Here is a 23,121-nt window from a genome sequence, read left to right as displayed (position 1 = left end):
GACAGGAAAAAGCAAAGAACGGACCATGAACGCTCTTGAGTTTTCGTTTTTCGGGCAACGCCTTTTAGCCCTGGGGACAGGTGCGCTGTGGTGGCCTGATCAGAGCCTCCTGTGCATCTCGGACCTGCATCTGGGAAAATCGGAACGCGTGGCCCGCCGCGGAGGCCCTGCTCTGCCCCCATATGACAGTCGCGAGACGCTGAACCGACTAGCGGCAGATCTAACGCAGACGAATGCAACAACCGTAATCTGCCTGGGCGACAGCTTTGACGATCTAGAAACACCCCGATCGATGGACACGGTGGACAGATTGCAAATTTCGTCATTGCAAGCTGGTCGACGATGGATCTGGATCGAAGGCAACCATGACCCCGGCCCTGTGGAATTGGGCGGAGAGCATTTAGCGGATTGGTCATGTGGCCCGCTGGTTTACCGCCACATCGCACAGGCAGATGCAAAGGGCGAGGTTTCGGGCCACTATCACCCCAAAGCCCGAATAAGAATAAAAGGTCGCTCGATCACCCGCCCAGCATTTCTGGTGGACGGCACGCGCATGATCCTCCCGGCTTATGGCACATACACAGGCGGTTTGCGCAGCACAGATGTGGTGTTGGCACAATTAATGGCTGAGGATGCTCAGGCTATCCTCACCGGGCCCCAGCCGCAGAATATCCCCATGCCTCGCTAGGTCAGACCAAGCCGACCTCTTCCAGTTGGGGACGGTATTTCCGGCTGACCGGAACCAGGTCACCATTGCAGAGTCTCAGGAACGTTTTGCTACCTTGTTTCTCTGGCCCAACGATAGCGGCCTCTGTAACCCAATGAGACCGGTGAGTGCAGTGACCGCGCACCGGCTCCATCTCTGCAATAGCGTCGGTAAAGCGCGACCGAATGGTGACTGTCCCCTCGGACGTTACTACATCCACCTGATGATCGCGCACAGTCAACCGGTATATGTACCCTTCAAATCCGGACGGCAGGCGATGGTACAGTCTGGGTAGTTGTTGGGGATGATCAGAATCCTCCTGATCGCGCTGCCGCACCAACATCAGGCCCGTGGCCAACATCACGCCATAAGGCATCACCATCAGGGGACCTGGCGCTTCCTGGCCGCTGCATGTGAACACCATCCAAGTCAACAGCCACAAGGCCGGCGCAAACTGTGCCAGGATCAACAGTGCAAAGGCGACATCGCGAAAAAAAACTGCGGAATGACAAATCCGCTCGCGCACCAGTCTCCCCGCAACCCATGTCACGGCCAAAGCAAGTGCGATCACTCCAGCCCAGAAGATAAGGCGGACTGAAAATGGCAGGTTCATTTCCCGAAACGGCGCAAAGGAGTATGCCAGCAATGGTGTGAGCACAAGAACGGCCAACACACGCTGAAAGCTGAAATGGTCAATGATGGGACGTAGTCTAAACATCGTACTTGGTAACACCCACCACCCGAGGCCCAGCCTTCGACCCTCGGCTGGCCTACAGAATCTCTGCTTAACCGGCTGGAATAGAAGGTTTATCACCGGTTGACCGCCAGTCAAACCATTAACGTGTGAATGAAAAAATCTATGTAAGTACAAAAAAGGGTCGAAAAGCGCAGTCGCTTTTCGACCCTGTAATTTCCTCGGTTCGCCGGAGTACCGGCGCACAAGTCTGCGTCAGGCCGTCAGGCCTTCTGGTTCCGGCAGGCTGTTTGCCCTGCAGCAGGCTGTCAGAGTATTGGCCAGCAGGCAAGCAATCGTCATCGGACCTACGCCACCGGGAACGGGCGTGATTGCACCAGCGCGCTCGGCAGCACTGGCATAATCGACGTCACCCACAAGCTTGTTTTTGCCGTCGCGCTCGATCCGGTTGATGCCAACGTCGATTACCGTGGCACCCTCTTTGATCCAGTCACCGGGCACCATTTCGGGGCGGCCTACGGCGGCTACAACGATATCGGCGCGGCGGACGACATCAGGAAGATCCTTGGTGCGCGAATGCGCGATGGTCACGGTGCAGCTGTCGCCCAGCAGCAGTTGAGCCATCGGCTTGCCCACGATGTTTGAACGGCCGATCACAACCGCATCCATACCCGACAACGATCCGTGATGGTCGCGCAGCATCATCAGGCAACCCAGTGGCGTACAAGGCACCATGGATTTCTGACCGGTTCCCAGCAGGCCCACATTCGAGATATGGAAACCGTCAACATCCTTGGCCGGGTCGATGGAATTGATAACCAGGTCTTCGTTCAGATGCTTGGGAAGTGGCAGCTGCACCAGAATACCATGCACGGCGGGATCATTGTTAAGCTTGTCGACCAGCGCCAGCAGGTCCTCTTCCGAAGTGTCCGCATCCAGCTTGTGCTCGTACGAGTTCATGCCGACCTCGACGGTCATCTTGCCCTTCGATCGAACATAGACCTGGCTGGCCGGGTCTTCGCCCACCAAAACCACGGCCAAACCGGGCGTGATGCCGTTTTCTTCTTTCAACTTCGCAACCTGATCGGCCACTTGCGCGCGTACTGTACCGGCAAAGGCCTTACCGTCGATAACCTGAGCTACCATCCTTTGATCCCTTCTATCAAAAAGCGGATCGGGCGCAGATGCGCCCGGTCATTCAGTCAGGGCCGAGCACGCGTTCCTCGCGAGCGATCGACCAGTCAATCAATATGCGCCAAAGTTGTTCGGCCAATTCTGGGTCCATCCCCAAGTCACCGGAACTTTCGCGCACGCGCTGCACCACTTCTTCGACGCGATCCGGAATTCGGGCAGGAAGGCCCTCGCCGGGTTTCAGCTCGGATGCGCGGTCAATGTACGCTGCGCGCATCACCAACATTTCGATCAATTGGCGATCAAGCTTGTCGATCTGAGCCCGCAGGTCCTGCATGGATTGACAGTCTTGCGGAGGTGTCAGAGTGGGCATTTTGATCTCCTCGTGGCCCGGGAATTCCCCGGACCACGAGATGTCCTATTCAGCGGCTTAGAACAAGCCCTCGATCTCACCTGCGTCATTGAGGCAGATCGATTCCGCGGCGGGTTTGCGCGGCAGGCCGGGCATGGTCATGATTTCACCGCAAACAACCACGATGAAACCGGCACCGGCGGACAGGCGAACCTCGCGTACCGGAACCGAGTGGCCGGTGGGTGCGCCGCGCAGTGTCGGGTCGGTCGAGAACGAGTACTGTGTTTTCGCCATGCAAACCGGCAGGTTGCCGTATCCGGCCGCTTCCCAATCACGCAGCTGGTTGCGGATCTTGTTGTCGGCCAGAACTTCGTCAGCGCGGTAGATACGCTTGGCGACGGTTTCGATTTTCTCGAACAGCGACATGTCGTCCGGGTAGATCGGCGAGAAGTTCGCAGAACCGCCATCGACGATCTCGACAACTTTCTCGGCCAGTGGTGCCGAGCCTTCCGAGCCCAGTTCCCAGTGACGCGACAGGATCGCCTCAACGCCATGCTCACCGCAATAGTCTTTCACAGCCTGCACTTCGGCATCGGTGTCGGTGACGAAGTGGTTGATGGCAACCACGACCGGAACACCGAACGATTTCACGTTTTCGATGTGACGGCCAAGGTTGGCACAGCCTGACTTGACGGCATCGACGTTTTCCGCACCCAGGTCGGCCTTGGCAACGCCACCGTTCATCTTCATCGCGCGTACGGTGGCAACCAGAACGACTGCCGACGGAGCGATGCCTGCCTTGCGGCACTTGATGTTCATGAACTTCTCGGCACCCAGATCGGCACCAAAGCCTGCTTCGGTCACGACGTAGTCGGCAACTTTCAAAGCGGTCTTGGTCGCGATGACCGAGTTACAGCCATGCGCGATGTTGGCGAACGGACCGCCATGGACGAAGGCAGGGTTGTTTTCCAGCGTCTGCACCAGGTTCGGCTGCATCGCGTCTTTCAGCAGAACGGTCATTGCGCCTTCTGCCTTGATGTCGCGGCAGTAGACCGGCGTACGGTCGCGGCGGTAAGCGACAATGATGTCACCCAGACGCTTTTCCAGATCCTGCAGGTCGTTGGCCAGGCAGAGGATCGCCATAACTTCCGACGCCACGGTGATGTCATAGCCAGCTTCGCGCGGGAAACCGTTCGACACACCGCCAAGCGAGCAGGTGATCTGACGCAGGGCACGGTCGTTCATGTCAACCACACGGCGCCATACGACGCGGCGCATGTCGATCTTCTGCTCATTACCCCAATAGATGTGGTTGTCGATCATGGCCGACAGCAGCGAGTGAGCCGAAGTGATTGCGTGGAAGTCGCCTGTGAAGTGCAGGTTCATCTCTTCCATCGGAACAACCTGAGCGTAACCGCCACCTGCAGCGCCGCCCTTCATACCGAAGTTCGGGCCAAGCGAGGCTTCGCGAATACAGATCATCGCGTTCTTGCCGATGCGGTTCAGACCGTCGCCCAGACCCACGGTGGTGGTGGTCTTGCCTTCACCCGCCGGGGTCGGGTTGATCGCGGTCACCAGGATCAGTTTGCCGTCTTCACGGCCCTGAACCGAATTGATGAAGTCCTGGCTGACTTTGGCCTTGTCATGGCCGTAGGGCAGCAGATCCGCAGATTCGATGCCGATTTTTGCACCGATTTCCTGGATCGGTTTCTTGTTCGCCTCACGGGCGATTTCGATGTCGGATTTGTAGCTCATTGGGCAGGGTCCCTAATTGAATGCCGTGCGAAACCAACGCAGAACGTCGGCGCTGGATAACCCATACCGTTGTGTACAATTTTGATGGATATGGATTCCGACATAATCGTGCCGTGAAACGGCGTGAGGGCAATTCAACGGTTTCGAATCGGAAACACCCAGCCGTTACGGCGCCCATGCCCGTTGATCCGGAACAAACAGCGTCATCCTGTCGCCCAACTTAACCACGCCTGGCCTCTCGATCCATGCCGTAACACCGCGCCGGTCCTTCGCCGCTGGCTTGAAGGCGGCACCACGGCTAGGCCAATCCGCTTCGATCTCTTTTCCCGGCAATACGCAGGGGCGGTTTTCCATATCCACGGTGATTGTCAGGCCATCAGCTACCTGCAATCGCGAAGAAGGTGGGATATGCGTCAAATCTGGAATACCGCGCAATACGATGCTGGCCCCCAAATAAGACGGTTCCAACCGGCACAGTCCCATGTCGTTGGCAATGGCTTCGATTTCTTCGGCCGATAGCACGGATAGCTGGCGGACATTCCGTATTTCAGTTCCCTGGGGATAAAGGTTCTTCACTCTGACACAGGACCTGCGGTTTACGCCTTCATGCCGGGCACCGCCATCGCCTGAGAAAGTCAGGTCGAGTTTTTCGACCGCGCAGGCACGTAAAGACCCACCGGTCGGGACATGACCTAGCCAGACGATTTCACCAGAAAATTCTGTTTTTTTGAGCACCGGCATTTCTTGATCACTTCCAGTTTTGACAGTCACGAATGGCTTTCGCAGCACACAGTTATCCGGAGCAGGATGTCTGGCGGTAACCAGTGCGCGGCTGAGTCATCTCAAGATTTTCTATAAATCAAATCGCCAGAATCGCAGTTATGACAAAGCCAAGCTCCATCATTTCTTCATCAACGATCAAGCAAAATTCCAAACAGAACCAAACTTCAGCCCACAAAGGGTGTCACCGGTGTTCTGACGCACCGTCAGAACACCTAGACTAACGAGACCTTGTCGAATCTCAGCTCGGGTGCAGTGAATAAAAATAATGAGCACGTGCCGGCTTTTCATTACTGTTTTGGAATGTAACTGCCGCATAGAAATTGCAGAACTAAGCAACCACCGGAATACCAGATACGACAAAGGCCGGAGTTGTACCCCGGCCTTTGTATTTCAGTCTAGCGTGACGACCCAGAGCTCAACCTGTCGGTTCAGGCTCCATGCCACCCTCTGGAGGGGTCTTTTTGGCTTTGGTCTTGGGGATGGCCGTGACGCTTGGCGCGTTGCCTTCATCCGGGCTGTCGCCCTCATCATCGCCCTCGTTGGGCGACTCACCATTCATGACGCGTTTTATCTCGTCACCGGTCAGCGTCTCATATTCCAGCAGGCCTTGCGCCAGACGCTCCCAGCTTTCGTTCTGTTCAGTCAGGATCTGGTACGCTCGCTCATAACCCTGTTGAATCAGCCGCTTGACCTCTTCCTCGATCAGTTCTTTTGTGTGCGCCGAAACTGAGAAACCAGCGGTATTGCCGGAATAACCATCATGCGCTTCGGCATAATCGATATTGCCGACTTTGTCCGACATACCCCAACGCATCACCATCGCGCGCGATAGCTGGCTGGCCTGCATGATGTCGCCGGCGGGGCCGTTCGACACGTGGTCTTCACCGTATTTTATCACCTCGGCCGCTTTACCGGCCATTGTCATAGCCAGCTTCTGCTCACACTCATCACGGTGATAGTTCAGGCGATCCATCTCGGGCAACGATACCACCATGCCCAGCGCACCACCGCGCGGGATGATCGTCGCTTTGTAGACCGGATCACACAGCGGTAGGCTCAGGCCGACAACAGCGTGGCCTGCCTCGTGATAAGCGGTCTTTTCTTTCTGGTCCTGGGTCAACACCATCGAGCGGCGCTCGGCCCCCATCATCACCTTGTCCTTGGCGTTCTCGAAATCTTCCATGGTGACAAAGCGACGGCCCACGCGGGCGGCCATCAGCGCGGCCTCGTTCACGAGGTTCGCCAGATCGGCACCCGAGAAACCAGGCGTACCACGCGCGATGATGCGCAGATCGACATCGGGGCCCAGAGGCGTCTTGCGCGCATGTACGCCCAAAATCTTCTCACGGCCTTTGATGTCGGGATTGCCAACAGTGACGTTTCGGTCAAACCGGCCCGGACGCAGCAGAGCGGGGTCCAAAACGTCCTTACGGTTGGTGGCCGCCAGGATGATCACACCTTCATTGGCCTCAAACCCGTCCATCTCGACCAGCAACTGGTTGAGGGTCTGTTCGCGCTCATCATTACCCCCGCCATAGCCTGCGCCACGATGGCGACCCACTGCGTCGATCTCGTCGATAAACACGATACACGGCGCGTTCTTCTTGGCCTGTTCGAACATGTCACGGACGCGGGACGCACCGACACCGACGAACATTTCCACGAAATCCGAACCAGAAATGGTGAAAAACGGCACGCCTGCCTCACCTGCAATCGCACGCGCCAGCAGCGTTTTACCAGTACCCGGAGGGCCAACCAGCAGCGCGCCTTTGGGAATCTTGCCGCCAAGGCGCGAGAATTTCTGCGGGTTACGCAGGAACTCCACGATTTCTTCCAGTTCTTCCTTGGCTTCGTCAATGCCGGCCACGTCGTCAAAGGTCACGCGGCCATGCTTTTCGGTCAGCATCTTAGCCTTGGACTTACCAAAGCCCATCGCGCCGCCTTTGCCACCGCCCTGCATCCGATTCATGAAATAGATCCAGACACCGATCAAAAGCAGGAAGGGAAGAATGCTGAGGATGAACGTCTGGAACCCGGACTGCTGCTGCTTTTCGGCACGTACAGGAATGTTCTTGTCGATCAGCAGCTTTGTTACTTCGGCATCGCTGGGCTTGATCGTGACATAGTCGCGATTGTCGCTGGTGCGATACCGAATCTGTTCGCCATCAAGCGTCACATTGGTGACGTCTCCGGCATCCACGGCGCTGACGAATTCGGTATAGGTTCTTTCGTTGCTCTGAAGCGTTCCACCCGATCCGCTGAACAAATTGAACAGTGCAAGAATCAACAGGAACAGAACAACCCAGAAGGCGATGTTACGAGCGTTGCCCAAGGAAAATCTCCCAAAAGGTTTCGACAGATGGGGATCTGTCGGTTGCTTCTTAAAATAGAGATGATTGTAGCAGGTTCAATGCGATAAAATCGAAGTGTAAAACTCGGGCCGTTCGGGCGGGGCATCTACGTGCCATTTATTGGGAAAACCGGCCAGCGGCGCAGCCAACAAAGTTTCATTGACCCAAACTGCAGGTGTGGACAAAAGAGCAGCGCGGGGTTTGCCTGCCTCACGCCAGTCTTCAAGCTGCACGATGCCGTCTTCGCCCAACGCCCGAATCCTAGTTTCTTTGGTCGCCGGGCCGGTCACGATCCAGCGCTTATCCCACAACTGACCGGGGCGTACTGTTTGGTCGGTTAAAGCGTTTAGCTCTCTGCAAAACCACGATTTTTTACCTTCGGGGATCAGAATGCAGCCACCAATCGTGAAGGTTTGACCCAGCGAAAGCGCCAGAAGTGCATTTTGAACCGCGCTTTGGCGCGGCGCGTACTCACCGCCCGCGATCCACCCAATCGCAGCGATCAGAATACGGCGACGGATTTCTTCTGGCAGTTTGGTAAACCCATCGCGATCAATACACAGGTCCCCGCCATCGACCTGTACAATCTGGCGGGCGGAGTCTTGCGCATATTGTGCCAAGGCTTCACGCGCTTGTGCCAAGTTTTCAGCCACGCGTGACAGAGTTTTTGCGGTTATCCCAATCTCGTCCAGCCCGGATAGGGCTGTACGGGCCTTAATCCGGTCGAAACGCTGGTCCTGATTCGATGGATCGTCGATCCAGGTGATATCTGCAGCCCGTAAGAAATCCCGCAGCCGCTCCCGGGTTGTCGACAGCAAGGGTCGCAGCAATTGAATACCGCTTTCCCGACGCACGGATGCCATTGCAGACAGCCCCGACACACCGGATGCACGCGCCAGACGCATCAGAACGGTTTCCGCCTGATCGTCAGCGGTGTGGCCCAGAGCAATCGCTTCCAGACCTAATTCATCGGCCCACTGGGTCAGCAACCGATATCTGGCTCGCCGGGCTGCATCTTGCAGATTTCCGGTCCCGTCCCAGCCACCCCAATTGAGCGTTTGGTGCGGGATGCTCCATCGCTGTGCCAATTCCGAAACCGCCAAAGCCTCGGCCCCAGATTCAGGTCGCAGGCCATGATCCACCGTCGCAGCAAACAGCTCCACCCGCTCGTTTCGCGCAATCTCGGCCAGCAGGCGCAACAGCGCTGTCGAGTCGCTTCCTCCGGAGATCGCGACACCCAACCGCCGCGGCAGCAGATCGGGCAATCCTGCCCGAACTTCATCAACAAGAGTGTCGGCGTCGGAGGTCAAGAACAGCCCAATGATGCCATTTCCTGCGCGGCAGAGCCCGCCGGGGCCGAAGTTGGGAATCTAACTTCCACTTCGCCCAGCGTGATACAAGCCTGATCGGTCTGTCCCAGTCGCCCCAGTGCTGCGCCAAGTTCAAACAACGCCTCGGGCGCCAAAGGACCTTCGGAGTCACCAGTGAAACTGGCCAGGAACGCCCGCGCCGCTTCGCGTGTATCTCCCATACCCTCAAGGGCCTGCCCACGTCGCAAATTGGCGCGCGGAGCAAGTGGGCTGCCGGGATAAGATTGGTCAAACTGTGAAAACAGGTTTGCCGCTGTCGGGAAATCGCCATCGGCCAGAGCCTGAGCTGCCGCGTCAAAGTCTGCCTGTTCGCCGACTGCGAGTTCGACCTGTTCAGAAGTCTCTGGAGTTGCAGGAGTAATAACCGCAGTGCCGTTCGCAGTATCTTCACCGCCCAGCGTACTGGTGGGCTCACCAGAGATTTCACATCCCGCTTCAAGTTCGCAAAGTCGGAACTCCATGTCGCCAATCCGATTTGTGCCGTCGGTGACAATGTTCTGCACGCGTTGGCTCAATTGTTCAGTCTGGCGCGTCAAACGCTGTAGCTCGGCCTCGATTGCGTCCACCCGCTCCAGTATCGAACTACCCGACAGGTTCGGCGACGGCGAGCCGGTTGTCGAGAACTCGCGCTTTAGCCGCTGGATTTCCACGTGCAGCACCGTCAGTTCCTGCCGGATATCGGCCAGTGTCTGCTGATCCTGCGCCTGAGCCACACCAGCGGCAGCTACCACCGCCGCTAGAACCAAACCTGCAATTCGCATCGTCTTACCCCGTGGTTGAACCCGTCAGCACTGTCACAGCGCGGCGGTTCTTCGTATAGCATTCCTCGGTACTGCAAATCTCGATCGGGCGTTCCTTGCCAAAGCTGACGGTTTGCAGACGGTTACCAGCCACACCGCGCGAGATCAGGAATTCACGGGCCGCGTTTGCCCGTCGCGCACCCAGCGCAAGGTTGTATTCTCGCGTTCCCTGCTCATCTGCGTGTCCCTCAATTGTGGCCACGTAATCTGGGTTGGCCAACAGCCAATCCGCCTGGCCCTGCAGGGTCGTCTGCCCTGCCGGCGACAATGTCGACTGATCCACGGCAAACAGCACGCGATCCCCGACAGTCTGCTGGAAGTAAGCTGGCGAACGCGGGTCGCTTGGTGATCCCGGAACCAGAGCACCGCTGCCGCCCGGGCCGCCTCCGCCTAAAGCCGAAGGGTCGTTGTTCGTACAGGCGGCGATCAGGGCCAACGCGCCCACCGCCGCGACTTTGCTCAGAAGGTTCATTTCAATGCCTCGTGTTCCGTTTTGTTTATTGTCGTCTCTCTAACACAGTGTGGGTTTCTTGTGAACTTTGCCGACCCGTTGCTTTAATTCAATTTTGCAGTGGTCCCCAAGACGGGTCGCTGCCACCGTCCGGCGTGCGGACCGGTCGCAGATTGCGTCCCGAGATATCGACCGAGTAGAGCGAAGACCGCCCGCTTGCACCCTGCGTTTCGCGCGTGAACATGATAACCCGGCCATTTGGCGACCAGGTGGGACCTTCATCCAGGAACGAAGCGGTCAGCAAACGCTCTTCGCTGCCATCAGTGCGCATGACACCGATATGGAACCGGCCCTTGTTTTGCTTCGTGAACGCGATCAGATCGCCGCGCGGCGACCAGACCGGAGTGCCGTAGCGGCCCTGACCGAAACTGATACGTGTCGCCTCGCCTCCGTTGGCTGGCATGACATAAAGCTGCGGCGTGCCCGAGCGGTCGCTTTCAAACACAATCTGGCTGCCGTCCGGGGAATAGCTGGGCGCGGTTTCGATTGCCGGTGTATTGGTCAGCCGCACGCTTTGCCCGGAAGCCAGATCCATCTTCCACAAATCCGTATTGCCGCCCTGTGTCAGCGAGTAAACGATCGAACTTCCATCAGGTGAAAACCGCGGAGAGAAACTCATCGTGCCTTCTTGCGTTTTCAGTTCCTGCGGTCGCACGCGGGCCACATCCATAACGTAAATACGTGGTTGGCCGGTTTCATAACTTGTATACAGCAACCGGTCTCCCGTCGGCGAGAAACGCGGAGCAAGCACGATCGCCGCGCTGTCCGTCAGGTACTGAACATTCACACCGTCATAGTCCATGATCGCCAGCCGCTTGCGCCGCTGATCTTTTGGCCCGCTTTCCGAGATGAATGCGACGCGGCTGTCGAAATACCCCCCCTCGCCGGTTATCCGGCTATAGACCTGATCGGCCACCTTATGCGCCATCCGCCGCCAACCATCTGTGGTGCCGGCAAATTGCAAGCCTGTGCCCAGCTCTTGCCCCGAGAATACATCCCATACCCGGAAGCGCACCGTCAGCCGCTTGCCCGAGACGTTGACCGCCCCAGTAACCAGGGCCTGTGCATTGATCGCCTTCCAGTCGGCGAATTGGACCGGCGCGTCGAAACTGCTGACCCGGCTGATGAACGCATCCGAAGAGATTTCGCGAAACAACCCGGTTCCCGTCAGGTCCGCTACAACCACGCGCGAGATATCCTGCGCATATTGCGCCGCGGCTGCGCTGTCTGGCACGAAGTTCGGTACTGCGAAGGGCATCGGCTCGATGATCCCTTCGTCGATTTCCAGACGCAGCGGTCCGCTTTGGGCGTAAACTGGTGCCGCCAGAAGAGAAAGGCCAACAAAGAGGCTGGTCAGAAGTTTCATCATTTGATCCGCATCCTCTCGGGATTGAATGTAATCTCAATATCCTGCCATTGCGCGTATTTGTCAGCAGGCAGAGTGTATCCTTTGGCACCACAGCGCAAAATCGCCCGCCGAGCCGCGTCGAAAGCCTGTTTTTCGGCGCCGGCCGACCCGCCGGAACTGTCCAGCATCCTGAGGCTGCCACCAATCACTTTGCCGTCTCGAGACAGCGAAAAACCAACGACAACAACGGTCTGCAAAGCGTCGGTCGACAGCGACCCGACATTCCAGCAGCGAGACACGGCCAACCGCATCGCGTCTTTCTCGCCGCTGGTCAGAGGCGGGCCGGAGGGCTCGCTGCCCTGGCCCAGTGCCTCAGCCAGCGCATCATCAATGGCCTGCTGGTTGTTTTGATCTGGTTCTTCCGCGGGCTCTGCTGTTTCTGCAACCTCGGGCTGGGCCGGTGGCTGCGGACGATTGGGGCGTGTGCGCGGGCGTGGTGATGTAAGGGGCGACGTTTCGTTTGTCTCTTCTGCCTCGGTCACAATCTGGTCGGTGGCCTCTTCCGGAGCCGTCTGATCCTGTTGCTCCTGTTGGGTCTCGGCCCCCTCATCCAACGACACTGGTGGAGTTTCGACGTCATCCGGCTTCACGTCGGGTGGAGGCGGCGCGACAGGTTCCGGGGCAACCCTGTCCACTGGTCGTGGTTGTGCCTCGGGGCCGGGCGGCACTGGCAACACCGCGACCTCTGGATCGGGTTGTTCCAAAGTCGGTGGTTCTTCGACCAGCTCTGGTTCAGGAGCTATTTCGACTGCTTCCGGCTCGGTCTCGGCATCAGGCTCGTCGGGAGTGACAGTTTCCGGGCTCGGCTGCACCTCATCAGTCGGTTGTGGTGCGTTGATTTCATCCTCGGGCTCTTCGGGTTGCTGAAGGTCGGCGGGGGGTGTCGGAACCTGTGGTGCTTCTCGCTGCGCGCTCAGAGCTGCAAATTGCTCTGCTGAAATCACGGAAACATCCTGCACGGCCATCGGCAGAGGCTCGGACCGGAACGTCCCGCCAAATAACGCCCAGCTGATTAGACTGACATGCGCAATCGCCGAAATTTTGGTGCCGGTCTCCACCGTGCGGCCTCACTCTCCACCATCGTCCAGCGTCGGCCCGCCGGTGTCAGTGACAAGACCTACATTGGAAAACCCACCCGCATTCAGCGCGCCCATCACCTGCATTACCTGAGCGTATGGGATTGCGCCGTCGGCCCGCAGGAACACGCGGTCGCTGCTGCGTTCCGACGCTATCGCGCGCAGTTTGCCAATCAATTCTTCGCGCAACACGTCCGTCGTTTGGATCTGTACCCGCCCATCGGCGGTAAGGGTCACGGTCAACGGTTCTTCGCTGTCGCCGGGCAAGGCACTGGCGGCGGTTTTGGGCAGGTCTACTGGCACGCCGACCGTCAGCAAGGGGGCGGCCACCATAAAGATGATCAGGAGAACCAGCATCACGTCGACAAAAGGTGTAACGTTAATCTCGGCCATCGGCTGCGCGCGGCCGCGCCGACGTCCACGTCTGCGCCCGTTATCGCCCGAGGATTGCTGAACCGCTGCGCCCATATCAGCTGTCCAACTGCCGCGACAGGATGGTGGCGAATTCGTCCGCAAACGCCTCGTATCCATTCACGATACGATCACTATCCGCACTGAGTTTGTTGTAGAAGATCACCGCCGGGATCGCAGCCAGCAATCCCAGACCTGTGGCAAGCAGCGCCTCGGCAATACCGGGCGCAACAACAGCGAGGTTGGTGTTCTGCTGTTCCGCAATTTCAATAAAGGCATTCATTATGCCCCAGACGGTTCCGAAAAGGCCGATAAACGGCGCGGTTGAGCCGACCGTGGCCAGAATGGGCAATCCTTTTTGGAGAGTTTCAGCCTCTTTGGCGATAGCCACGTCCATCGAGCGATCTATCCGCGCCGTGGCACCGGCGATCAATCCGCCATCGGTTCGATGCGACCTGCGCCATTCGATCATACCCGAGGCAAAGATCTTTTCAGAACTGCCGTCCGGCTGTGTCCCAATTTGTTCAAATAGCTCATCCAGCGGGTTGCCGGACCAGAAAGATTCATCAAAAACCAGCGCCTCGCGCCGCGCGGCACGATAGTTGATCAGTTTCTGGACGATGATTGCCCAGGACCAGAAGGACGCGATCACGAGGATCAGCATTACGATCTTGACGATAAATGTCGCACGGGCAAACAGCCCCCACATGGAGAAATCGATCTCCTGCGCCAGCGCCAGCGTTTCAGCTTCCATGAACCTGCTCTTTGTTTTTGCCTGACAGCCATTTGGCCTTGTTTTGCCAAACGCTAACGCAGATGGTCATGAAAAGCCAACAGAACCACCCCGGCAGGGCAATTTGTTACAGCAATGCGCGAATCTCTGCCGGAAGACGGACTGGTTTACCCTGACTGTTCATACACACGGCGGTGACAACAGCGCGAAACACCTCGGTCTCGCCCCGTTTTACCAATTGCGACATGGTCAATCGAACACCCGAGACCGCGACCACATTCGTTTCTATCGTCAACTCGTCATCGAACCTGGCAGAGGCCAGATAGTCCGCCTCGATCCGGCGCACGACCCAGACGATACCGGCATCCCGCATCGCGTTCTGATCGTTCCCCAGCTCGCGAACCCATTCCGATCGCGCGCGTTCGATGAACTTGAGGTAATTCGCGTGATAGACCACGCCGCCCATGTCGGTATCTTCATAGTAAACCCTGACAGGGAAGACATGTGTCACTGAGGCTGCTCCAATCTGGCAAACAGGCGCAACGCATGGGATGGGTCCTGTGCCGCGCCCGGCAGAACCGGATCGTAGGCTGCGCGGATCAACGCGGCAATATCCGGCCGCAGGATCGTCGCGTCACCTGCAATAGCAAGCGGAGATTTGTTACGAAATGCGGTTTCCGACCATAAAAGGATAGTCTGAACCACTTGGCTAAGAGCCAGTGTCTCGGCTGGAATCTTGGACAGTTCCTTGTCCATCCTAAGGAAAACAAAGGCTGCGCGGATGGCACCGTCTTCCTCGAAACGGAAGATGCGGTATTGGTTGGCATCTGCTGAAAGCAAACGGTCCACCAAAGGCCCAAGGTCTGGGATCAGGCGATCCAAATCAGGTACACTGAGCAGCTCATTCCAGTCCCTGAAAAAGAAGACCATACAATTGGCGCCCAGTTCCGGATCGGTTTCGGCCATCTTGTGGCCTGCCAGGGTGACTACTGCCTCGAATGCACCCTTGACGGTTGCCAGCGTCTCATCCTCAATCCCAAACACGATCGGCACTATTGGCCGCCCCCAGCGCGCAAACAAAAATTCACCGCTTTCGCGCGTGAACATCGCCTCGATCTCGTCCGGTGTCACACCAACCCCTTCATCTTTTCGAAAATACTCTCACCGAAGGCATAAAAAATCCGGGCGGCGGCTTCAACCAAACAGATCGGTTTGCCTTTTGGGGGCCGCCATGCCCAGATGCGTCCACGCCTTTTGTGCCAGCATGCGTCCACGTGGGGTCCTCTGGATCAAACCCTGCTGCAATAAAAAGGGCTCAATCACTTCCTCAAGAGAGTCGCGACTTTCCGATAACGCTGCCGACAGGGTTTCGATCCCCACCGGGCCGCCGGCATAGTTCTCGGCGATCAGCTTCAGATACCGCCGATCCGCACCGTCCAGCCCAAGATGGTCCACCCCCAACCGGGTCAGAGCGCCATCTGCAAGATCTCGCGTAATGCGCCCATCTCCTTCGACGATGGCAAAATCGACAACACGGCGCAGCAGGCGCCCGGCGATCCGGGGCGTTCCGCGCGACCGCCGCGCGATTTCGCGCGCACCGTCATCATCGGCAGGTGCACCCAGTTTGCGCGCATTGCGGGTGACGATCTCGTGCAACTCGTCAACCGTGTAGAACTGCAAACGTGTAGGAATACCAAACCGATCCCGCAGCGGTGTCGTCAACAGACCCATCCGCGTGGTGGCACCAACCAGAGTAAAGGGCTGCAACTCGATCCGCACTGTTCGCGCCGCAGGGCCCTCACCGATCACCAAATCGAGCTCGAAATCCTCCATCGCCGGGTACAGCACCTCTTCGACCGCTGGGTTCAGGCGGTGAATCTCGTCGATGAACAGAACATCACGCGTTTCCAGATTGGTCAGGATTGCCGCCAGATCACCCGCCTTGGCCAGGACAGGCCCAGAGGTCATGCGGAAATTCACACCAAGTTCTCGCGCCATAATCTGCGCCAATGTGGTTTTGCCCAAACCCGGTGGGCCATGAAACAGCGTGTGATCCATCGCCTCGCCCCGCTGCCGAGCAGACTGGATGAAGATGCGAAGATTGGCACGCGCCTCGGCCTGACCGATGAATTCATCCAGCCCCTGAGGGCGCAGCGCGCGGTCATTGTCTTCAGGTAAAGGCTCAGGGCGCAGGGCAGGATCGGCATCAACCATTCATTCAGCCTTTCGGGGCCAGTAGTTTCAACGCAGCGCGAATTAGGTCAGCTTCCCCCGCATCCGGCAAGTTTGCCGCCGCCTCCGCCACGGCTGACGCCGCATCGGAAGGGCCGTACCCCAAGTTCGACAAGGCCGACAACGCCCCCGCCGAAGCTGCCGCTGCACCCGAAGCCGGTTTGGCCTGACCTCTGGGTGCCGGTGCCGGTTCTGCCGGTTCGACGACATCCAGTCCAGGGCCATCCATAGCATCGCTCACTGTGCCCCCCATGGCCATCACGCCCGGCGCCTTGTCCTTAAGGTCCAGTACAATCCGCTGTGCGGTCTTCGGACCGACCCCTTTGGCGGCCTTGACCGCCCCCCAATCGCCCAGCGCGATCGCCCGGCTAACGCCCTCCGGTCCAAGTGCGGAAAGAATGGCCAGCGAAACCTTGGCGCCGACACCTTGCACCGAACACAACAACCGGTGCCATTCCTTCTCGACCAGTGACAGGAACCCATAGAGCTGCATCAGGTCTTCGCGCACGACCAAGTCTGTGTAAACCGATACCGCCTCACCCGCGCCGGGCAGTGCGGCCATGGTCCGGTTCGAACAGTAAACGATATAACCGACACCCCGAACGTCGATTAGCACATGATCCGCTGCGCGATAGTCCAGCCGTCCTGTTAGTTTTCCGATCATGCCCGCACCTCTTTCACTCGCGCCCGTTGCGTCTTGCCGTAATAGGCGTGGCAGATCGCAATCGCCAGAGCGTCCGCTGCATCCGCGCCTTTGGGTTGACATCCCGGCAATTGCAGCTTGACCATGTGAAGGACTTGCTCTTTCTCGGCATGTCCAACACCGACCACGGTTTTCTTAACCCGGTTCGGCGCGTACTCCCCTACGGGCAACCCGGCCTGCGCCAATGTCAGCAGCGCAACACCGCGCGCCTGACCCAGTTTGAGCGTCCCCGCCCCATCTTTGTTGACGAATGTCTGTTCGATCGCGGCCTGCTCAGGCAAATACTCAGCTATAACTTCGACGATCTGATTGTGCAGCGATAAAAGCCGCTCACCTAAATCGTCCCCGTCCGATTTGCACAATCCATTCGAAACGTGGCTCAGACGGCTGCCATTTGATTCGATGACGCCCCATCCCAGGGTCCTAAGCCCCGGATCAATGCCCAGAATTCGCATGTTTTGCCTCGGCCTGCTCGGATTTTATTGATCTTTTTTATCGATTAGCACGAAACATGAACATTTTCCAAGCGAATTGACTTTACGCCTGAAAACGACACGACTGTCTTGCTCGCGACAAAGTGGATTGTTTTCGACACCGAATAGTCCGGAACCGACCTGTTTCATGAACGTATTTTCATCAATAATTTAAGGGTTTTTCATCAACTGCGAGCGTTGCAAAAACTGCATAGGACACATGCAAAAACTGCTATTGCGCGGGCAATACGACATCACTAGATGCCGCTCAGATCGCAAGATCAGAGTTTAACACAAACCAGAAGGAAACAGGATATGGCTGCACTGGACACTACCCGCATCGCAACCACTGGCTCAATCGGCCTCGTTGGCCGTATCGGCGCATTTTTCGTATCGGCAGTAAACGCCGTTGTGGAATGGAACGACGCCCGCGTTACCCGCAACGCGCTGAACGTTCTGACAGATCGCGAGCTGGAAGATATCGGCCTGTGCCGTGGTGACATCGACGTTGTCGCTGAAGGCCGCCGGTAAGACCACTTAAGCTACCACTCACACGCCCCTCTCCTTCCTCCCTGTGGGGCAAGAAAGAACACCGCATGCCACTTGGCCTGCGGTGTTTTTTTATTCCCTTAGGAGGAGCGTCGGGGAGATCAGTACCAAATATTGACTATCTGTACCGACAGGAACTCGGATACCGGATCAATCTGCATGATCCAGGCACCGGCTTTTTCTACAGAGGTCCCCGCATCCAGGCTATCCACGCGGTTCTGATACGTTGATGCCCCAAGATGGAACAGTAAAAACGCCTTAAACGCGAAAAAACCAATCAATGCGAGAAACAGAACCCGCACCGGAATTGCTGACCGCACACGCTGCGGCTTCATCACAACCAATCCGTCCGATCGCATGGACGCGCGATACCCGCGATTAAGTTTCTTGTGTTTCTTGGTCAGTCGCGTCACGCGCTGATCGAATTCAAGTTGTTTTCCAGTCATGGCAGCCTCCGAAAACCGCCCCCCGATTGCATCCAATAAAGCTAGGTACAGAATGCGACAAAAGCGTGGCGAATCTCCAGAAAACTCCCGTAAATGGCCCAATTTTAGCCCTGTTTCGTTAAGATTAGCGTCGTCCACTCACCAATTTCGCCCCTTCGGGCCAGATTGAACCCATTTTGAGAATAAACTGACAGCACGTCATCCGCCTGTTCGTTCAGGATTCCAGACAGAATCGCCTGTCCTCCTGCGCGCAAATTTTCCGATATTTCAGGAGAGAGTGCGACAAGTGGGCCCTTCAGGATATTGGCAAAAATTAAGTCATAAGGCGCATGGGATTGCAGGACAGGATGATCGAAACCAGCGGCTTCGACGCAGTGAACCGCGTCCGCCATACCGTTTGCCTTCAAGTTGGCTTCGGCCACGTCGACGGCAACCTGATCTATGTCACTAGCCAGGATATCCCCTTCCCACACCCGTGCAGCGGCCATGGCCAGAACGGCAGTACCACAGCCGATATCGGCCACTTTGCTTGCCGAAAACCCTTGGTCCAGCAGCCAGTCCAACGCCTTGAGGCACCCAAGCGTTGTCCCATGGTGCCCTGTGCCAAAGGCCATCGCGGCTTCGATCAGCAACGGGATACGCCCTTCGGGCAGCTTGTCGGCATCATGACCGCCATAAACAAAGAACCGGCCTGCTTCGACCGGAGCCAACTCGCGGCGGACATGAGCCACCCAGTCGGTTTCGGGCAATTCGGATACTACAAACGGTTTGGCCTCGAACGCTGCTGCCAGCACCGCCAACGCGGTTTCATCCGGGGCTTCAGTGAAGTAGCCACCAACTTCCCAAAGGCCCGACCCATCTTCGATATCGAACACGCCCACTCCGGTGGGTTCGGGGTCAAGCCGCTCCATCGCTTCACCCAACCCCTCAGCAGCGGTTTTGCCGGTCAAGGTGGTCAGCGCGGTAAATGTGGGCATGGAGGCCTCCTGTCTAAACTGCTTCAGCGCCTAGGGCGACGGGCCGCCAAGGTCAAGCTTCAGCACTTATTCAGCAGGAGCAGGCGCGTATTTCGACAGGATCGTTTCATTGCCGGGCTCAGGGTGGCGCGGAATCAGAAAGGAGAGCGTTAGTGACACCAGCGCCATCAAAGCCGCCAATCCGAAAACCGCACCAGGCGACAGAACCCACAACAATCCCAGCAATGCGGGCAGGAATACCGCCGCAATATGATTGATGGTAAAGGCGACGGCAGCAGTCGGCGCTATATCTGCCGGATCGGCAATTTTCTGAAAATATGTCTTAAGGGCCAGCGCCAGCGCAAACAGCACATGGTCGACTACATAAAGGATCGCCGCTAAAAGCACGCCCCAACCGAACCAGTAGATGCCGCCATAGGCCGCAAAAACAATGGCCAGACCAGTATACTCAAAGATCAGCGTGCGCCTCTCGCCAAACCGTGCAACCGCTTTACCCAGCAGAGGGGCCGCCAGCATATTGATCATCAGATTGATCAGATAGAGGCTTGTGAGTTCGTGCACCTCGAATCCAAATTTCTCGACCATCATGAAGCCCGCAAAGACAACAAAGATCTGTCGCCGTGCTCCGGCCATGAATTGCAGCGCGTAGTACAGCCAGTAGCGGCGGCGCAGAATAAGTTTCTTGGTCTGTGGTGTTGGGGCATCGAATTGCGGATATGCGAACAAACAGAACAACGCAAAAAGGGCGGTCACACCGCCAGCAGCCATGAATACAGTATTATAGGACAGATCAAATCGATCCCAGGTCAGCACGATCAACCCATAGACCACTGCGGTGGCTGCAGATCCCATGGCTACCAGCCAACCCAAAACTTGCGGCGCCCGGTCCTTAGGCAACCATTGCAGTTGCAGCGATTGGTTCACTGTTTCGTAATAGTGAAAGCCTATCGAACTGAACAACGTTACAAAAAGCAAACCGCCCAAACTGGGGAACCACGCGGTCACGGCTGTAGCCACGCCCAGCATCATAAGTGAGATCATCGCCAGCACCTGTTCTCGGATGAACAGGATCACTGCGATCACGCCAATCGCCAAAAACCCGGGAATTTCGCGTACAGTGTGCAACAAGCCGATGTCGGCGCCATCGAAGCTCGCAACTTCAATGACAAAATTGTTTAGCAGCGCACTCCAGGCGTTGAACGCAATAGGCATGGTCAACGCCATCACGAACAAGAGCGTGATAGGACGGCGCCAGACCGGAAGGCTCTGCGCTTCTGAGAGCGGCATGGGTTTCAACATGAGAGTCCTCTACGCCCATTTCGTTATTTTGGCGAGAGGAAAGCCTGCAACGCACAAGGTCTCTGCATTGATGCAGAGTTTAGTAAAAGCTCTGCGGATCAATATCTACCGTCAGACGGATATCGCCTTTGAGGCGTAAAGGTGCGATCCAACGGGCAATAGCATCCTGAATGGGCGCGCCCTTTGGGGCTTTGACCAGCAGCCGGACCCGGTGTCGCCCGCGTATTCTCGCGATTGGAGCCGGAGCCGGGCCAAAAACCTGTGCGCCAACCTCGCGAAGCGAAGTGTCGTTTCGGGCCATCGAATTGCCGATATCAAAAACAGGTCCAACTTCAGGGCCCGATAGGACGATCCCGGCCATGCGACCGAAAGGAGGAACACCTGCAGCTTGTCTGCCAGCGGCTTCGGCTTTCCAGAACCCTTCTTCGTCGCCCGACAAGATCGCGCGGATGACAGGATGTTCAGGTTGGAAAGTCTGCAAAAGCGCCTGTCCCGGCTTGTCCGCCCGCCCCGCGCGCCCGGCCACCTGTCGCATCAATTGAAATGTCCGCTCCGCTGCGCGGAGGTCGGCCCCGTGCAAGCTGAGGTCTGCGTCAATCACGCCCACCAGCGTCAGATTGGGAAAATTGTGCCCCTTAGCGACCAGCTGGGTTCCGATGACTAAATCCGCATCGCCTTCGGCGATCTCCTCGATCTTGGCTTTCAACGCGCGTGCAGACCCGAAGAGATCAGAACTGAGCATTGCAATCTTGGCCTCGGGGAATGTCGCCTCAGCCTCTTCGGCCAACCGCTCAATTCCCGGCCCGACTGGCGCCAGCTTACCTTCCACTTGGCAAGATGGGCACGCATCGGGCATCGGCTTGGTTTCGCCGCATTGATGGCACATCAGTCGTTTGAGAAACCGGTGTTCAACCATGCGTGCATCGCAATGATCACAGGCAATCTGTTCCCCGCACGCACGACACAGGGTAACAGGTGCATAACCGCGACGATTGATGAAAAGCAGCGATTGCTCGCCCTTCTCGATCCTTTGGCGAACCGCCTGCCGCAGAGAAGGAGAAATCCATGTCCCCGGTTGCATCTGTTCTGCGCGCATGTCGATCGGCTTCATTTCGGGCAACACAGCTGCTCCGAACCGCGAGGTCAGGTCAAGCCGTTCGTATTTGCCCGCCTCGGCATTGGCCCAGCTTTCCAGTGATGGTGTGGCACTGGCCAGAATCACCCGTGCCCCGCAAATCGCCGACCGCAGCACAGCCATATCCCGTGCGCTGTAATGCACGCCGTCCTCTTGCTTGTATGATGTGTCGTGCTCCTCATCGACCACGACCAATCCCAGGTTGCGAAACGGCAGGAACAATGCTGACCGCGCACCTATCACCATCTGCGCATCGCCCTGCCCGACCATGCGCCATACTCGGCGGCGTTCGGTCATGGTCGCGCCCGAGTGCCACTCGGCTGGGCGTGCACCGAACCGCGCCTCGACCCGCGTCAGAAACTCAGCCGTCAGTGCGATTTCGGGCAATAGAACCAGCGCCTGACGCCCCATGCGCAATGCTTCGGCCACGGCCTCCAGATACACTTCGGTCTTGCCCGAGCCCGTCACACCCTTCAGCAGCGTGGTGCCATAATCCCCAGAGCGCTGGCCTTCCTGCAGTTTCGCAACAGCAGCTGCTTGATCGTCGGTCAAGGCTTTGCCCGGCAAGTCCGGGTCCAGATGCGGATAGGGCAAGTCCCTTGGACTGTCTTCCTCCCGCACTGCGCCTTGCTTGACCAACCCCTTGACGACCGAGGAGGTAACCCCTGCCTGTTCAGCAAGTTCCTTCAGTGTAAACGCCAACCCACCGTAATCGCGCAAAACCTCTAGCACACGCGTTCGGGCGTCGGTCATCCGGTCGGGTTCGCCATTACCCAGCCGATAAATCTTGCGCATCGACGGCGGATCGCTCAGTCCCGGCGCACGCGTCGCCAGACGCAGCATCGCAGGCATCGGCGTCAGCGTGTAATCTGCTACCTTACCCAGAAACAACTGCATCTCGTCGCGCATCGGCGCGACTTCAAGAACGCGGATTATCGACCGCGCCTTGCTCAGATCAAAGCCACCCTTCCCCGGCCCCCAAACCACACCCAGAACCTTGCGTGGCCCCAATGGAACCTCGACAAACGCACCCAGAAAGCACCCACCCTCGGGTGCTTTGTAATCCAGCGTTCGGTCCAGCGGCTGCGTTGTCAGCACCGAAACCAGCTCTCCTTGGTCGAAAAATCCGTTAGCGCTCACGGTATATCCTTCGCAGGGGGTTCCAGCATGGGTCTCTTTGAGGTAAAGCCATCCGCGACCAAGGCCAACCCATCAAAGGACTGCCC

At 57.6% G+C, this 23,121-nt stretch carries 24 protein-coding genes; 2 read left to right on the top strand and 22 right to left on the bottom strand.

Annotated elements, in window-relative coordinates; translation table 11 throughout:
- Positions 1–25: 25 nt before the first annotated feature.
- The gene (gene pdeM, locus AC2TDA_RS01010) at positions 26–688 is read left to right on the top strand and encodes a ligase-associated DNA damage response endonuclease PdeM (RefSeq protein WP_480847671.1); all 663 of its coding nucleotides are present in this window, start codon (positions 26–28) and stop codon (positions 686–688) included.
- Between the two features lies 1 nt (position 689).
- On the opposite strand, the gene AC2TDA_RS01005 is transcribed toward pdeM, so the two are convergent.
- The 18 genes from AC2TDA_RS01005 to ruvC all read right to left on the bottom strand — a co-directional run bounded on the left by AC2TDA_RS01005 (position 690) and on the right by ruvC (position 17,471).
- Complete coding sequence (locus AC2TDA_RS01005; protein WP_480878377.1) at positions 690–1,424, bottom strand: LytTR family DNA-binding domain-containing protein; 735 nt, start codon at positions 1,422–1,424, stop codon at positions 690–692.
- A gap of 231 nt (positions 1,425–1,655) precedes the next feature.
- A complete protein-coding gene (folD, locus tag AC2TDA_RS01000; protein ID WP_480847673.1) occupies positions 1,656–2,546 on the bottom strand; it encodes a bifunctional methylenetetrahydrofolate dehydrogenase/methenyltetrahydrofolate cyclohydrolase FolD in 891 nt (296 codons plus the stop codon).
- 52 nt (positions 2,547–2,598) lie between these two features.
- Positions 2,599–2,904 (bottom strand): chorismate mutase, encoded by a 306-nt coding sequence (locus AC2TDA_RS00995; protein ID WP_480847674.1) that lies wholly within the window; start codon positions 2,902–2,904, stop codon positions 2,599–2,601.
- 57 nt (positions 2,905–2,961) lie between these two features.
- A complete protein-coding gene (locus tag AC2TDA_RS00990; protein WP_480878376.1) occupies positions 2,962–4,638 on the bottom strand; it encodes a formate--tetrahydrofolate ligase in 1,677 nt (558 codons plus the stop codon).
- Positions 4,639–4,803: 165 nt separating this feature from the next.
- The gene (locus AC2TDA_RS00985) at positions 4,804–5,379 is read right to left on the bottom strand and encodes an MOSC domain-containing protein (RefSeq protein WP_480878374.1); all 576 of its coding nucleotides are present in this window, start codon (positions 5,377–5,379) and stop codon (positions 4,804–4,806) included.
- A 457-nt stretch (positions 5,380–5,836) separates the two neighbouring features.
- Positions 5,837–7,753: an ATP-dependent zinc metalloprotease FtsH gene (gene ftsH, locus AC2TDA_RS00980; RefSeq protein WP_480847677.1), complete on the bottom strand. Its 1,917-nt coding sequence runs from the start codon at positions 7,751–7,753 to the stop codon at positions 5,837–5,839.
- Positions 7,754–7,828: 75 nt separating this feature from the next.
- Entirely contained in the window at positions 7,829–9,082 is a 1,254-nt protein-coding gene (tilS, locus tag AC2TDA_RS00975; RefSeq protein ID WP_480878373.1) for a tRNA lysidine(34) synthetase TilS, read from the bottom strand.
- Positions 9,079–9,903, bottom strand: coding sequence for a tol-pal system protein YbgF (gene ybgF / locus AC2TDA_RS00970; RefSeq protein ID WP_480878372.1), 825 nt, complete (start codon positions 9,901–9,903; stop codon positions 9,079–9,081). The genes tilS and ybgF overlap by 4 nt, the downstream gene beginning before the upstream one ends.
- Before the next feature lie 4 nt (positions 9,904–9,907).
- Positions 9,908–10,414: a peptidoglycan-associated lipoprotein Pal gene (pal, locus tag AC2TDA_RS00965; RefSeq protein ID WP_480847680.1), complete on the bottom strand. Its 507-nt coding sequence runs from the start codon at positions 10,412–10,414 to the stop codon at positions 9,908–9,910.
- An 88-nt stretch (positions 10,415–10,502) separates the two neighbouring features.
- Positions 10,503–11,822 (bottom strand): Tol-Pal system beta propeller repeat protein TolB, encoded by a 1,320-nt coding sequence (gene tolB / locus AC2TDA_RS00960; protein WP_480878370.1) that lies wholly within the window; start codon positions 11,820–11,822, stop codon positions 10,503–10,505.
- Complete coding sequence (locus tag AC2TDA_RS00955) at positions 11,819–12,919, bottom strand: energy transducer TonB family protein (RefSeq protein ID WP_480878368.1); 1,101 nt, start codon at positions 12,917–12,919, stop codon at positions 11,819–11,821. Before AC2TDA_RS00955 ends, tolB begins: the two co-directional genes overlap by 4 nt.
- Positions 12,920–12,928: 9 nt before the next feature.
- Positions 12,929–13,405, bottom strand: coding sequence for a protein TolR (gene tolR, locus AC2TDA_RS00950; protein ID WP_480878367.1), 477 nt, complete (start codon positions 13,403–13,405; stop codon positions 12,929–12,931).
- A 1-nt stretch (position 13,406) separates the two neighbouring features.
- A complete protein-coding gene (gene tolQ, locus AC2TDA_RS00945) occupies positions 13,407–14,102 on the bottom strand; it encodes a protein TolQ (RefSeq protein ID WP_480847684.1) in 696 nt (231 codons plus the stop codon).
- A 106-nt stretch (positions 14,103–14,208) separates the two neighbouring features.
- Positions 14,209–14,592, bottom strand: a complete 384-nt coding sequence (ybgC, locus tag AC2TDA_RS00940; RefSeq protein ID WP_480847685.1) for a tol-pal system-associated acyl-CoA thioesterase — start codon at positions 14,590–14,592, stop codon at positions 14,209–14,211.
- Positions 14,589–15,212, bottom strand: a complete 624-nt coding sequence (locus tag AC2TDA_RS00935) for a hypothetical protein (RefSeq protein ID WP_480878366.1) — start codon at positions 15,210–15,212, stop codon at positions 14,589–14,591. Before AC2TDA_RS00935 ends, ybgC begins: the two co-directional genes overlap by 4 nt.
- Before the next feature lie 63 nt (positions 15,213–15,275).
- Positions 15,276–16,295: a Holliday junction branch migration DNA helicase RuvB gene (ruvB, locus tag AC2TDA_RS00930; RefSeq protein WP_480847687.1), complete on the bottom strand. Its 1,020-nt coding sequence runs from the start codon at positions 16,293–16,295 to the stop codon at positions 15,276–15,278.
- A 4-nt stretch (positions 16,296–16,299) separates the two neighbouring features.
- A complete protein-coding gene (gene ruvA / locus AC2TDA_RS00925) occupies positions 16,300–16,977 on the bottom strand; it encodes a Holliday junction branch migration protein RuvA (RefSeq protein WP_480847688.1) in 678 nt (225 codons plus the stop codon).
- The gene (gene ruvC / locus AC2TDA_RS00920) at positions 16,974–17,471 is read right to left on the bottom strand and encodes a crossover junction endodeoxyribonuclease RuvC (RefSeq protein WP_480847689.1); all 498 of its coding nucleotides are present in this window, start codon (positions 17,469–17,471) and stop codon (positions 16,974–16,976) included. The genes ruvA and ruvC overlap by 4 nt, the downstream gene beginning before the upstream one ends.
- A gap of 333 nt (positions 17,472–17,804) precedes the next feature.
- Between ruvC and AC2TDA_RS00915 the strand changes: the two genes are divergently transcribed.
- On the top strand, positions 17,805–18,020 hold the full coding sequence (locus AC2TDA_RS00915) for a DUF1127 domain-containing protein (protein WP_480847690.1): 216 nt from the start codon (positions 17,805–17,807) through the stop codon (positions 18,018–18,020).
- Positions 18,021–18,139: 119 nt separating this feature from the next.
- Here AC2TDA_RS00915 and AC2TDA_RS00910 read toward each other — a convergent pair whose 3' ends face one another.
- From AC2TDA_RS00910 to AC2TDA_RS00895, 4 genes are all read right to left on the bottom strand, one after another.
- Positions 18,140–18,484 (bottom strand): hypothetical protein, encoded by a 345-nt coding sequence (locus AC2TDA_RS00910; RefSeq protein WP_480847691.1) that lies wholly within the window; start codon positions 18,482–18,484, stop codon positions 18,140–18,142.
- 104 nt (positions 18,485–18,588) lie between these two features.
- On the bottom strand, positions 18,589–19,461 hold the full coding sequence (locus tag AC2TDA_RS00905) for a 50S ribosomal protein L11 methyltransferase (RefSeq protein ID WP_480878364.1): 873 nt from the start codon (positions 19,459–19,461) through the stop codon (positions 18,589–18,591).
- A gap of 66 nt (positions 19,462–19,527) precedes the next feature.
- Entirely contained in the window at positions 19,528–20,760 is a 1,233-nt protein-coding gene (locus AC2TDA_RS00900; protein WP_480878363.1) for an MFS transporter, read from the bottom strand.
- Positions 20,761–20,839: 79 nt separating this feature from the next.
- Positions 20,840–23,035 carry a primosomal protein N' gene (locus AC2TDA_RS00895; RefSeq protein ID WP_480878361.1) on the bottom strand — a complete coding sequence of 732 codons (2,196 nt, stop codon included), beginning with the start codon at positions 23,033–23,035 and terminating at the stop codon, positions 20,840–20,842.
- Positions 23,036–23,121 lie beyond the last annotated feature (86 nt).

The sequence above is a fragment of the Ruegeria sp. HKCCD6426 genome (genome assembly GCF_057221115.1).
Note: the sequence above shows the minus strand (reverse complement) of the source record. Positions and strands in the feature narration are given on the sequence as shown.